Below are 13643 nucleotides of genomic sequence, written 5' to 3'. Positions count from 1 at the left end.
ACAGCAATATATGTGATATTTTATTTTGCTTTCTTTTCTTCGATGATAATTAGCATATAAGCCTTTAATATAGACTTTACCAATTCATTATCATAGTGAAGCAAACACATAAAAAAACGATGATATATCATCATCGCAAGATATAAATAATTTTACTTTAGATATCTAAAAAACGTAATATATAAAATATATTAATAATACAAAATACTATAAAATATTCACAATATTTATAAAACCATTTAAAGGACTTTTTTATTTTTTTTGATAAATATGACACAGGATGTCAGTAAAACTATGATATCGTAAAGTCAAAAGAAAGGATAACTTACCTATGAAACGTCCAAAACTAACAAAAGATATGGATAGCACTGTATTTTTAAACTATTATTACCTGAAAGATGAGCTGGTTGCTTTTTGTCGTAGTCAAAAACTATCTACATCAGGAAATAAAACAGAACTAACAAATCGCATTGTATACTACCTTCATACTGGAAAAAATCTCTCTTCACAAAGTGAGAAAAAAAGGAAAATATCAAATGATCCCATCTCCTTGGATACCCTAATTGAAACAGATTTTGTTTGTTCACAGAAACACAGAGCATTTTTTAAACGATATATTCCCTCATTTTCTTTCAATGTACCTTTTCAAAATTGGTTAAAAACAAATGCCGGTAAAACGTATCAGGACGCTCTTCTTGCTTATGATGCGATTCTCTATGATAAGAAGCATCATAAAAGCAAGATTGATTCTCAATTTGAATATAACACCTATATCCGTGATTTCTTTGCGAATCAAAATGATAAAACATTAAAAGATGCTATCACATGTTGGAACTATAAGAAATCATTACCTGGACATCACCGCTATGAAGCTGATGATTTAAAGGCTTTAAATGATTAAAAAACTGCACTTTATATGCAGTTTTTTAATTGGATATTATTGATTGATAACTTCATTCTTGAAGGCTGTTAATTCTTCCATGGTTGCCATGGCATCAATTGCGCCTTCTTTCGTTGTGGTATGTGCAGCGTAGAGATTCGCAAACATTAAAAAACTTTCTAACTGATTGGCAGATACTTTTGTTAAATCCATACAGTCATTGGCTAACAATTGATATAAGAATGCCCCAATAAAGGAATCTCCGGCACCTGTTGTATCAAATACATTGACCTTATATCCACCAGCCATTACCTTAGATCCATCTTTACGATACATTGCGGCACCATCTTTTCCCATTGTATAAATTAAGTACTGACAACGATCCTTAAAGAAGAAATCCAAAGCATCTTCTATGTTGGTATAGCCACTGATAAATTCTAATTCCTCATCAGATATCTTGATGATATCCGCATATGGCAGAAATTCTAATATAGCGTTTCTACAGTTTTCTTCACTGTCCCAAAGATTCAAACGAACATTTGGATCAAAGCTTACCAGTACATTCTGGGATAATGCCATATTGATTAATTTTTTATGACTTTCCTTCATTGGACTTTCCACAAGATCCACACTACAGAAATGCAAGATTCCACAATCTTTTAATGCATCTTCTTTCACATCTTCCGGCTTTAAGTTCTTATCTGCACAATCTCTACGATAGAATAAGAAATCACGGTTACCATCAGATGCAAGAGATACAAAGGCAAGTGCTGTATCCGCATCATTTGTACGCATGATATCACTTGTATCTAATCCAACATTCTGAAATACCTCCATAATATGATCACCAAAGGCATCATTACCAAGCTGTGTTATAAATTTTGCTTTTCCACCAAGTCTGGCGACACTTGCGGCTACATTTGCCGGTGCACCACCAGCTACCCGTTTAAAACGTACGACGTCTTTTAAACGCTGGCCTTTTTTTTCAGGAATAAAATCAATCAATGCTTCTCCGATTGCACATAACTTTTTCATCTTCATACCCTCATTTCGTTTCGATTTGAATTTTGCCTAATTCATAGAAATGTACATTTCCATCCATGGCAGTTTCCATAAAGCGGATCTGATTATCCTCATGTGTGGTATAAACACGGGAAGTAAAGACAATTGCCCCATCATTCACAAAGATTTCAAGTGAAGATGTATCTGCATATACCAATATATTTTTGATATCCTCCACTTCCACATATCGTTTATCTCTGCCATATCCACAGGCATCAAATGATAAACATAACAGGTGTTTTTCTATATCGTAGGATAAACAGGCTCCTTTTCTTAATTGTAGCACAAAGTTATCCTGCTTCTCAATATCGATTGCCATTTCATAGCGATCAGCTAATAATTCTAAATCATTAAATGCTTTTACAGTAGATGTATAAGAAGAAGTGCGTAACTGATGCAGTTCTTCAACTGGTGTCTGATAGATTACACCATTTTTGCTTGTAAGTACACGTGGCAGTGTTAAGGCATGCTGCCAGCCATTTTCTGTTGTTGGATTGGTATAATCAATATCTGGTAAACCCATCCACCCAATCAGTATTCTTCTCCCTTTTTCATCCTCAAAACTTTGAGGCGCATAGAAATCAAATCCATAATCTAATTCACAGAAATCTTTCATGGTATATGTTTCATTTTCAAAATCAACATGCATTGGAAAATATCCACACTGATATATATTTTGATAATGATAACCCTTTTGTGACAGTCCCTGTGGACAGGTGATCAGAAACTGATCTCCATCTAAATCAAATAAATCCGGACATTCCCACATATAACCAAAGTTTTCTTTTTCAAAACGCATTTTATAAGACCAGTCTTTTAAATTCCTGCTTTCAAATACAAGGACACATCCATGAGATGCTAGATCTCTTGCGCCTAATACCATATAATATGCATCCTTTTGTTTATAGATTTTAGGATCACGTACATGGCAGCTCATATCTTGAGGATAATCGCTGTTTGTCATCAGCCATTCTTTATCTGATAAATGAATGCCATCTTTACTTTCCACATGAATCAGATTCTGTTCTCTTCCTGCATTTATAAAATCATAATCCTGATCCATTAATTTTACATTACCGGTATAAAAATAGTGAATGGTATCATCTTCGATGAAAGCAGAGCCGGAATAGGCTCCACGTTCATCACATCTGCTGTCTGGAAACAGAACTGGCTCTTCCTGTTTAAAGTGCAACAGATCTTTGCTTGTCATATGTCCCCAAAGCTTTGTTTTTCCTTCCACATCAAAGGGGGAGTATTGATAATAGATATGATAGGTACCATGATATTGGCATAAACCATTAGGATCATTTACCCATCCACTATCTGGCATGATATGATAACCCAGATGCCATGGATCATTTGCGACCTTATTTCTTAATGCTTCATGTTGTTTATATAACGCTTCATATTCAGCTTTATTCATTGCTAAATCTTTATTTAACAATTCTGAATGCTTCCTCTCCATGTTCTACATTTCCTTTCGCATTAATTTCTATATGCTGCCCTTCGCTTAGATTAGTCACAACCACTGGTGTTTCTACAGAGAAACCTTCATTCTTTACTGCTTCAATATCAAAGGATAACATCAATGTACCTTTTGTAATTTCACTACCTTGTTCTACATAAGTTGTAAAATGTTTTCCATCTAATTGTACAGTATCAATACCACAGTGAATCAATAGAGATACACCAGATGTTGTTGTAATACCGATTGCATGTTTTGTTGGGAATACGAATTCTACTTTACAATCTTCAGGTGCGTATACTTTTCCATCTTTTGGTGTCACAACGATACCATCACCCATGGTTTTCTGAGCAAATACAGGATCACTGCTTTCACTCACTGGTTTTACATCACCATCTAATGGTAAAGCAACACTTACGTTTTCCATAGATACTTCTTTTACTTCTTCTTTTGTTTCTTCTTCAGGCAGGCTGATCTGTTCATTTGTTCCTGCGATTGCTGCCTGTTTTGCGGCATCACGTTTTCCTAATACCAATGTTAATACAAATGCAATGACCATAGAAATAATCAAACCGATAGCAAAATCTAACCAGTGACTTGGATGTACGGAAATAAAGCCTGGAATACCAGCAGCACCTAATGCAATTGCCAACGTTTTTGTAAATGCAATCCATGCACTACCACATGCACTACCGATACATGCTGCGATAAATGGATAACGAAGTTTTAAGTTTACACCGAACATAGCTGGTTCTGTAATACCTAATAATGCAGAGATACCAGATGCAGAACATAATGATTTAATTTTTTCGTTCTTAGTAATCAATAATACGGCAAGTACTGCAGCACCCTGTGCAACATTACTCATAGATGCTGTTACGAAGATAAAGCTTCCACCAGTTGTAGCAGCGTCAGCAATCAACTGTGTTTCTATTGCGATAAAGCTGTGGTGCATACCTGTAATAACGATAGGTGCATAGAAGCCACCAAAGATGGCACCACCAACAAAGCCCAATGTATTATATACCCATGTAATACCAGCTGAGATTCCATCACCTAAACTACGCATTGCAGGACCTACAAATAAGAATGTTAAGAAGCCTGTGATAATGATAGCAAGTAATGGTGTTGTTAAGTTATCTAACCAGCTTGGTGTAATCTTGTGTAATTTCTTTTCAATGGTAGCTAAAATCCAAGATACTAATAATACTGGAAGTACTGTTCCCTGATAACCAATTGCCGGAATACTTAATCCAAACAGATCCCATACAGGCGCTGTAAATTCAGGTTTACCTAAGTTATAAGCATTTAACAGATCAGGATGAACCATGATCATACCCATAGCAGCACCTAGGAATGGATTTCCTCCAAATTTCTTTGTAGCACTAAATCCAATCAATACTGGCAAGAATGTAAATGGTGCATTAGAGAATGTATTTAACATAGTAGCTAATCCACTAAATTGAGGATACATCTGAATCAAAGATGTTTCTCCGCCATTAAAGAATGGAGCACTTAATACATTGTATAATCCCATCAATAAACCACCGGCAACAATTGCTGGAATAATTGGTACGAAAATATCACTTAACAGTTTTACAGCACGCTGTACATAGTGTCCGCTTTGTTTTGGTTCTTCTTTCGCTGGACCCTCCTGTCCACTGTTTCCAAGTACGTTGTTAACTTCATCGCATACCTGATTTACAGTTCCTGCGCCAATAATGATTTGATACTGTCCATTAGTTGAGAATGTTCCCTTTACAATATCCATAGCATCTAAAGCTTTTTCATCGACTTTAGATTCATCCTGTAATACGAAACGTAGACGAGTAGCACAGTGTGCAACAGAGTTGATGTTAGATTTCCCTCCAACCGCTTGAACGATTGCTTTGGCATCATTTGTGTAATTCATAAGAAATTCCTCCTTTTTTCTTTGTGGTACCGGTTCCTTACAATTAGAGTATAAAGCGGTTACAGTCATTTGTCAACACTTTGTTTAAAATATTTTAATAAAAGGTTTATTCGTTATGATATACATTGTGGTATCGGTATTACAAATTATTTCATATTTGTTTAAAACATAAAAAAAAACACTGATGGTATGCATCAGCCATACTTTATCCAGTGCTTTTCTATAATAATTATAAAAAGCATCCTTAAGATGCTTTCTTTCTTGCTTTCTTTACTTTATACAACTGATAATCTGCTTCTTTCAATAAGGCTTCAACATCCTTTTGTGGCGTAGCCTGATAGGCATGCCCATAAGAAACGCTGAGAATATCTTCGATTGGAGAAGCGTGGTGTGCAATTTGTTTACCTCTGAAATCTGTTTTGACATGATTCAAGAAGTCTAGTACAGTATCTTCACTTACATTGATAAAGATTACCACAAATTCATCTCCACCATAGCGAAATGGCAAGATATCTTCTTGCGCATATCGAATCAAAGTCTTGCCAAATTCAATCAGTGCCTGATCTCCCATCTGATGACCATAGCGATCATTATATTCTTTAAAATAATCGATATCCAACATCGCAAATGCTAAAGATTTTGCTTTTTGCACTCTTTCATTCTTTAACATATGATTGAAACTTCGTCGATTGGCAGTACTTGTTAAATCATCGATATTCATCATATATTCTAACTGTTCGTTTTCTTTCTTTAGATCATTTTGTTTTTCCTTTGCACGATGTAATTCAATTTTCGTATATAAACCTGCACTGTATGTTGCCTGCTCCATATCTTCTATCGCCATGGTGATATGATAAAAACGCTCATAGGCCTCAATCAGTTCATCATGCAAATCAAATATTTTACAATACTTGATCATCAGCTTATGTATTTCCCTTAATGCCTTTACATCCTCATCTTCATTTACTTCTAAGAGAATTTCCAGACATCTTGCAGCATAGTCTTTATTTTTCAATACAAGGAAGTCCATACAGATATTTATAAAAAGTTGATATACCAGCAACAGATCTTCCATTTCTTTTTCCATTTCAAATAAAGCATCACTTTTCTGATAGAATATATCCAACTGATGATCAGAAAGCGCCCCAACAGCTTCACTGTATAAACGCATAAACTGCATACCTGGTGTGTAGTACTGTTGATCAATTTCATCAAATGCTTTTAAATAATTATGTAAATCATCTATGCGATGACTTCGATGACAACAATGGCACAGATTGGTTAATGCGACTGCTTTGGAATATCCATTCTTATCACTGCCTTTTAAAACAGCATAACTCTTTTTATAATAATGCAGCGCTTTTTCAAAATCTTTCTTTCCTTCAAAACAATCCGCAATATTGTTATAGGCGGCTGCCATAAATGCTATATTTTGTTGCTCCTCTGCCATCGTTAAAGATTTCAGATAATCATCCATTGCGCTAAATTCATCATTGATAGAACAATAAAACATTCCTAGATAATTATATATTCTGACAAGCAGGTCCTGATAATTCATCGTTTCACCTAAGGTTTTGGCACGATTCAGATATAAGATACAGGAATCATTATTACGCATTGCCAGATAATAATCGCCTAAAAAGGTATAAGAAAACGCCAGCGCATAGCTGTCATTTTCTAATTTGGCTTTCTCTGTCAAGGTATAGCATAACTCCTTTTCAAGTTTTAAATCATACATGCGCACCTTTAGTATCATTTGCTCGATTTCTTCTATGCTTTTTTGTTCATATTGTACATCTGCCATGTTATCCCCCCTATCCTTTTACATTTCTTTAATACTATCTCCCTGTAATAGCTCATAACCAACAATTTGTACCTTTGGTACAGGTTCTTCTTTTAAAAGCTTACTCATGGTTTCTGCTGCGATATAACCGGCTGTATCACTGTCATAACGTATTGTGGTAAGTTTTGGTGTTAATAATGAACTGATTTCATATCCACCAAATCCCACTAGTGATATATCTTCGGGTATTCGTAAACCTTTTTCCTGTATTGCTTTATATGCGCCAAATGCCAGACGATCTGTCGCCGCAATGATCATATCTGGAATGCGTTTCATCAATAATTTTTTTACTTTTTCATAAGCAACATCAAAGCTGAAATCTGCATGCAGCAATTCTATTTTTGTAACACCTTTATGCTTTAATCCATCTAAAATGCCGTTTTTTCTTTCTACACCAACTGCCTGATCACTTTCCATCACACCAATATACACAATATCTCGATGCCCTTTTTCAGCTGCTAATTCGCCAACTTTAATACCAGCATGATAATCATCATATAGAATAGAGATACCATCTTTAAATTTTTGTCCAACAAACACAACAGGCAGATCCATTTTTTTCACTAGCGCACAATGTGCTTCACTTACCTGTGTCGCAATCAAAATGATACCATCTACATTCATACGCCATAGACTTTCCATATATTTCAGTTCCAGCTTTTCATCATGATCCGTATTGATCACCAGGGACATATAATTTTCTTTGCGTAGATAATCGTCAATTGCCATCATTGTACGGGAAGTAACTGTTGAATCAAGACATGGCGCTATCACACCGATGATACGGCTTTGTTTCGCTTTTAAACTTTGCGCAAAAGCATTAGGTTCATAATTATATTTTTCAATAATGCTTTTTATTTTTTCTCTTGTTTCATCCTTTACATATCCGCCGTTAAAATAACGGGAAACGGTGCTTTTTGTAACACCGCTCATATCAGCGATATCCTGCATCGTCATTTTTTTCTTCATACTAAAACCATCCTTCTCACGTAAGTTCATTATATGACAACTCTGCAACTTTTACAAACCTATTTTTGTAGCATATCCTACAAAATCGTGTTACACTATGAATCATATGGAGGTCATATCTATGTATACTTTTGAATTTCTTAAAGAACATGAATTATCTAATGTTATTGATATTATCAGCCAGCGTATTCAATGGATGGATGAAAAAGGTATGAAACAGTGGAATCAGGGAGATTATCTGTCTTTTTATTCTTCAGACTATTTTTTGAAGCATCTTCAGAAGCAAGAAATACTGGGTATGAAAGAGGATGGACAAATTATTGGCATCGTTGGCTTTTTTCATGATGATGAGCGCTGGGATCATGATGATGCCTATATGTATTTACATCATCTTGCGACTTTACCATCTTATCATGGTGTCGGTGCCTTATTTGTGAAAGCTTGTGAAGATATCGCAAAACAGATGGGAAAAAGAGGTATACGCTTAGATTGTCAGAAAGGCAATGATGCTATTCATCGCTTTTATGATGATATGGGATATATTAGCAAAGGTGAATTCACCTCGGGTGAATATATCGGTATTCGTAAAGAAAAATTATTAGGATAGTGAACTACTTCCAGCTATAGAGCAGGGAGCTTCTGACTTATCCATTATTTGTACAAGCTAGAATTTTTTGTATCTATATCTACTCGTGTTTACGATTAGATACACATAACTGGTATGTTCACTGTACCTCTATACCATCGATCTCTGAGTTTTGGCTTACATGGATATACTTTTCTTATGATATTGCTTGCGCCATTGATATCTGCATTCATTAAGATACCTTCTTTACTTCTGTACAAGCTTCGTTTTATTCGTTTCCCACTAAATGTATATTCTTTTTTTCTTCGCCATAACAAGGCATATCAACGATCTTTCTTGATTTCTTATGCATGAAATCATCCATTTAATTGTTGCATCTTCTTGTTTCTCGTTTCATTCTTTTCGTTCTGATATGAGTATCACTTGGAAATCCATACTACTTTACTATTTTAGGGTATTGGACATAACAACCTTTCTTATCTTTCTTCTTTTATGTCTTTTTATCATATTTTCGTATTTCATTTAATTAAACAATCAATGACACCATTAAGATCATTGATTACTTCTACTTCATTAGGAAACCTATCCTGCGGAGATTTGATAGCACCACTATAAGCATTACGGATATAATATATTCCAATAGATGAGTCACATACAGAAATGATTCATAGAACGCATGATTAGGCTTTATAATACAGTGAAAGACACGGTAATTCTTATCATCATCTTTATTCATATAGCCACTTCCTTTCTATTTCATAATTAAGCTAATAATAGTACAAAAAAGGGGGAAATGCTTACAAAAATTAGTGGAATATTGTGATAAAAACAAGTAGAAAGAAAAGACAAGAACTTTTCATATTGCTGCATTCACGCCCAAAGGGTGCACAGCGTGTATTCCAACTTACTTGTTGTCGTTGAAGTCGGAGTCTTCTGCCTGTTTTTGGATAAATAAAAATTTTGTATACTGCATCAGTTCGCTGATGCTTTTTTCATACCAGTTATCATGAATATTCGCTTCATCGATGCAACAAACATGATAAATAAGCCCTCTTGCCATCGTTAATATTTTCATTGCCATATTTTTACTTTTATTAATGTCCAATATTATTTTATCAATTTCTTCATATAAACGAATGAAAACAGGGCGTTCTTCACTAAAGAAATATGGGTCATAATATTTAATATGACAGATATATAATTGTTTAATAGAACGTATATCATGTAATGTTACCATATGTACATATATATCCATGATTTTTTCAATATTAGATATTGCATCTTCTTTTAACTCTAAAGATTCAAAAATTTCATCTGCCTTTCGATAACAATATAACACAGCTGCTTCTTTACATGGAAAATACAGGTAAAAGGTCCCAATAGATATTTGGGCATTTTTACATATCTCTCTAATATTGATATCTGTGATATCTTTTTGTTTCATAAGTTCTTCTATTGTATATAGAATTTTTTCCTTAGTCCGTTCTGATTTCTTTTTATCCATATGTTTTCCTCGTTTCAATACTGTTATTTTACACGCAGATACTTTACAAAGCAAGTGTTGACAACTATCCGTGTAAGCGGTATCATATATTTATGAACACGTTCATTTTTTAGGAGGACATGAAATGAAAAAAGAGTATGAAGCGTTATTCACACCTTTACGTATTGGCAATGTAGAAATACGTAATCGTTTTGCTATGGGTCCAATGGCTATGGGACAGTTGACAGAGCATTGGGCATATGCTCAGGAATCTATTGATTACTTCAAAGAAAGAGCAAAAGGTGGTACAGGTCTGATCATTACTGGCGCAAACTTTATTGAAAATCGAATTGAAAAGCATCGTAAAGCCAGCTTTCCTTGCCCATTAGAAGATCCAGGCGAATACATGACACAATTGAAAAAGATGAGTGATGGTATTCATAGCTATGGTTCTAAACTATTTGTGCAGTTAACAGCTGGGTTAGGCAGAAGTGCAATTCCTGCCATGATTTTGGATAATACATTTGTAGCACCTAGTGAAACCACAAATCGCTGGGATCCATCTATTAAACATCGAGCATTAACAACAGAAGAAGTTTATGAATTAATCAAAGACTTTGCGACTTGCGCAATGCTTGCGAAAATGGGTGGTGCTGATGGCATTGAAGTTCATGCAGTACACGAAGGATATCTTCTGGATAATTTCACAATGGAAATGTTTAATCAGCGTAATGATGAGTTTGGAAAGGATATGATGGGCAGACTTCGTTTCCCACTGGCTATTTTAAAAGCTGTAAAGAAAGCCTGTGGAGAAGATTTTCCTGTCATTTTGCGTTTCTCTTTAAAAAGTTTTATCCGTTCAGAGCGTCATGGTATTTTACCTGGTGAAGATTATCCGGAAATGGGTAGAGATATTAAAGAAGGACTCCAATTTGCAAAAATCTTAACTGAAGCAGGTTATGATGCATTAAATGTTGACGCAGGAAGTTATGATGCCTGGTATTGGGCACATCCACCATTTTTCCATGAAAGAGGATTATATCTACCATTTGCCCAAAAGGTAAAAGAAGTCGTGGATGTACCTGTATTAACAGCTGGACGTATGGGATATCCAGAATTAGCTGCAAAGGCAGTTAATGAAAATTTATGTGATATGGTTGTATTGGGTAGACCTTTATTAGCAGATCCAGATTTTGTCAATAAGATGCGTTTAGATAAAGAAGCAGATATCCGTCCTTGTTTATCTTGTCATGATGGATGTTTTGGCAGAGCACATCAGATGCGTTTAATGTCATGTGCTGTCAATCCTAGATGCAATCGTGAACGTGAAACAGCATTTACAAAAGCAGAAGAGAAGAAATCCATATTAATCATTGGTGGAGGTCCAGCTGGAATGGAAGCTGCACGTGTCAGTGCCCTTCGTGGACATGATGTTACCCTTGTGGAAAAAGAAGATCATTTAGGTGGCATGTATACATGGGCAAGTGTACCAGAGTTTAAGGATGATGGAAAATTGTTGATTAAATGGTATGAACATCAAATGAAAGAATTGAATGTTCATGTCAGCTTAAAAGATGAAATCAAAGCAGATGATTTACGTATCAAAGATGTAGATGTGGTGATATGTGCTACTGGAAGTCATGCTTTCCTGCCTCCAATAGAAGGCTTGAATAATGCATATACAGCAGTTGATGTATTAAAAGGTGAAAAGCATATTGACAAACATGCAGTTATCATTGGTGGAGGTCTTGTTGGCTGTGAATTAGCCATCTGGCTTGCACAGCAAGGCAAGAAAACAACCATCGTGGAAATGGCAGATAAACTAATGTCTACAGGTGCTCCTGCAGATATGAATATTCAAATGATTATGGAACTGTTAGAACACTATCATACAGATATCCATCTAAATGCAAAATTAACAAAAGTAGAAGAAGGTAAAATATTCGTGAATGAAAATGGTGAAACAAAGGAAATTGAGGCACCTTCTGTAATTATTGCTCTGGGTTATCGCAGTGAAAATTCTTTGTATCATAACATTATGACAATAGCCAAAGATATTTATAATATCGGGGACAGCTCTCATCCGAAAGATATCATGGAAGGTATCTGGGATGCCTATGAGCTTTGTTCACACCTATAAAACACATTCTATTGAATGTGTTTTTTCTTGCTTTTCCTTATAGAAACACTTATCATAAAAGAAATGAGGTGGAAAACATATGGAAAATATTCATACTTATATCAAATGGCGTGGGGATCTGCCATTTTCTAAAGTCCCTTTCAATGAAGCAGATAATCTTGCTTTCTGCTGTTTATCCTATATACGATTTCAAGGTGTCTTTGCATTGACGCATAAAAAATCAATAACGATCAGGGAAGCATATGAAAAATTTATGACATTAGAAAATCAGATGTATCGAACAGAAGATGATTTGGTTTTATTTGAGTTAATGGCACATAGTGTTCGTTACCAAAATGTAAAAATACATGCCTATGTTGATCATATTGATGAACAACTGCAAAAGCAGTTCTCTGCATTGACTTTACAATTCTATGGACCACATTGCTATGTGGCATTTCGAGGTACGGATAATACATTAGTTGGATGGAAAGAAGATTTCAATATGACCTTTATGGAAACTGTTCCCAGTCAAAAAGAAGCTGTGGAATATTTGAATATGGTCGCTAGTAAACATAAAGGTAAGCTTTATATCGGCGGTCATAGTAAGGGTGGAAATCTTGCGGTATTTGCCAGTGCATTCTGTGAACCTGAGATAAAGGAGCGTATCGTTTCGGTTTATAATAATGATGGTCCGGGTTTTAGTGAACAAGTGCTCAAAAGTGATGGATATCGTCATATGAAAGAACGTGTACAAACATATGTGCCACAATCCAGCGTAGTAGGTATGTTGTTGAATCATGAAGAAATGATTCATGTTGTAAAAAGTACACAGATATCTTTGTGGCAGCATGATCCCTACTCATGGCAGATTATGGGACCTGATTTTCAATACTTGGAAACCATTGATACCTCTAGTCAATTGATGGATAAAACAATGAAAAACTGGTTATCTGGATTAACTGTTGAACAACGTGCTGCTTTTGTGGATACGATGTATGATATCTTTCATTCTACCAATGCGAAAAGTTTAAAAGAACTAAAAGAAAATAAGATTAAGAATATCGCTATATTATTAAAAGCCTTCTCTAATACAGATGCAAATACACGTAAAATGATGAATGATACCCTTTCTGCTTTCTTTTCCAGCATGAAAGATGCGGTGGAGGAAATGTTGCCAAAAGAAGATAAATAGATATTTAAAACAAAAATGGACAGAATTCTGCCCATTTTTTTACTCTAATATTCCTCCATGAAAAATACGTTTTTTCATTTTCATATAGTATGATTTCTTTCCCCTGAAAATAATTAATCGCCTTTGGCT

Annotated in this window: 10 protein-coding genes; 4 read left to right on the top strand and 6 right to left on the bottom strand. The window is 35.0% G+C overall.

The features are described 5' to 3' along the window. Positions 1-331: 331 nt before the first annotated feature. A complete protein-coding gene (locus DW114_RS11315) occupies positions 332-901 on the top strand; it encodes a DUF6434 domain-containing protein (protein ID WP_117453866.1) in 570 nt (189 codons plus the stop codon). Positions 902-937: 36 nt separating this feature from the next. Here DW114_RS11315 and DW114_RS11310 read toward each other — a convergent pair whose 3' ends face one another. The 5 genes from DW114_RS11310 to DW114_RS11290 form a co-directional block, all read right to left on the bottom strand. After that, on the bottom strand, positions 938-1915 hold the full coding sequence (locus DW114_RS11310; protein WP_178695237.1) for a carbohydrate kinase family protein: 978 nt from the start codon (positions 1913-1915) through the stop codon (positions 938-940). Between the two features lie 10 nt (positions 1916-1925). Continuing rightward, positions 1926-3407, bottom strand: coding sequence for a glycoside hydrolase family 32 protein (locus DW114_RS11305; RefSeq protein WP_233511365.1), 1482 nt, complete (start codon positions 3405-3407; stop codon positions 1926-1928). Next, the gene (locus DW114_RS11300; RefSeq protein ID WP_117453864.1) at positions 3376-5319 is read right to left on the bottom strand and encodes a sucrose-specific PTS transporter subunit IIBC; all 1944 of its coding nucleotides are present in this window, start codon (positions 5317-5319) and stop codon (positions 3376-3378) included. Before DW114_RS11300 ends, DW114_RS11305 begins: the two co-directional genes overlap by 32 nt. A gap of 244 nt (positions 5320-5563) precedes the next feature. Beyond that, complete coding sequence (locus DW114_RS11295) at positions 5564-7123, bottom strand: GGDEF domain-containing protein (RefSeq protein ID WP_117453863.1); 1560 nt, start codon at positions 7121-7123, stop codon at positions 5564-5566. An 18-nt stretch (positions 7124-7141) separates the two neighbouring features. Continuing rightward, positions 7142-8131 (bottom strand): LacI family DNA-binding transcriptional regulator, encoded by a 990-nt coding sequence (locus DW114_RS11290; protein ID WP_117453862.1) that lies wholly within the window; start codon positions 8129-8131, stop codon positions 7142-7144. Between the two features lie 121 nt (positions 8132-8252). Between DW114_RS11290 and DW114_RS11285 the strand changes: the two genes are divergently transcribed. Next, entirely contained in the window at positions 8253-8738 is a 486-nt protein-coding gene (locus tag DW114_RS11285) for a GNAT family N-acetyltransferase (protein WP_158552242.1), read from the top strand. Between the two features lie 883 nt (positions 8739-9621). Here DW114_RS11285 and DW114_RS11275 read toward each other — a convergent pair. Next, complete coding sequence (locus tag DW114_RS11275) at positions 9622-10221, bottom strand: TetR/AcrR family transcriptional regulator (protein WP_117453860.1); 600 nt, start codon at positions 10219-10221, stop codon at positions 9622-9624. Positions 10222-10345: 124 nt separating this feature from the next. Between DW114_RS11275 and DW114_RS11270 the strand changes: the two genes are divergently transcribed. Both DW114_RS11270 and DW114_RS11265 read left to right on the top strand, forming a co-directional pair. Further along, positions 10346-12340: an FAD-dependent oxidoreductase gene (locus tag DW114_RS11270; protein WP_117453859.1), complete on the top strand. Its 1995-nt coding sequence runs from the start codon at positions 10346-10348 to the stop codon at positions 12338-12340. A gap of 79 nt (positions 12341-12419) precedes the next feature. Beyond that, complete coding sequence (locus tag DW114_RS11265) at positions 12420-13514, top strand: DUF2974 domain-containing protein (RefSeq protein WP_117453858.1); 1095 nt, start codon at positions 12420-12422, stop codon at positions 13512-13514. The last annotated feature ends 129 nt before the right edge of the window (positions 13515-13643 follow it).

Source organism: Absiella sp. AM09-50, assembly GCF_003433845.1.
Lineage (GTDB): Bacteria > Bacillota_I > Bacilli_A > Erysipelotrichales > Erysipelotrichaceae > Hoskinsella > Hoskinsella hominis.
Note: the sequence above shows the minus strand (reverse complement) of the source record. Positions and strands in the feature narration are given on the sequence as shown.

Excerpts from the sequence above, each read along its gene's own strand:
- DW114_RS11315 (WP_117453866.1), top strand. The coding sequence starts at position 332 with ATGAAACGTCCAAAACTAACAAAAGATATGGATAGCACTGTATTTTTA.
- DW114_RS11310 (WP_178695237.1), bottom strand. The coding sequence starts at position 1,915 with ATGAAAAAGTTATGTGCAATCGGAGAAGCATTGATTGATTTTATTCCT.
- DW114_RS11305 (WP_233511365.1), bottom strand. The coding sequence starts at position 3,407 with ATGGAGAGGAAGCATTCAGAATTGTTAAATAAAGATTTAGCAATGAAT.
- DW114_RS11300 (WP_117453864.1), bottom strand. The coding sequence starts at position 5,319 with ATGAATTACACAAATGATGCCAAAGCAATCGTTCAAGCGGTTGGAGGG.
- DW114_RS11295 (WP_117453863.1), bottom strand. The coding sequence starts at position 7,123 with ATGGCAGATGTACAATATGAACAAAAAAGCATAGAAGAAATCGAGCAA.
- DW114_RS11290 (WP_117453862.1), bottom strand. The coding sequence starts at position 8,131 with ATGAAGAAAAAAATGACGATGCAGGATATCGCTGATATGAGCGGTGTT.
- DW114_RS11285 (WP_158552242.1), top strand. The coding sequence starts at position 8,253 with ATGTATACTTTTGAATTTCTTAAAGAACATGAATTATCTAATGTTATT.
- DW114_RS11275 (WP_117453860.1), bottom strand. The coding sequence starts at position 10,221 with ATGGATAAAAAGAAATCAGAACGGACTAAGGAAAAAATTCTATATACA.
- DW114_RS11270 (WP_117453859.1), top strand. The coding sequence starts at position 10,346 with ATGAAAAAAGAGTATGAAGCGTTATTCACACCTTTACGTATTGGCAAT.
- DW114_RS11265 (WP_117453858.1), top strand. The coding sequence starts at position 12,420 with ATGGAAAATATTCATACTTATATCAAATGGCGTGGGGATCTGCCATTT.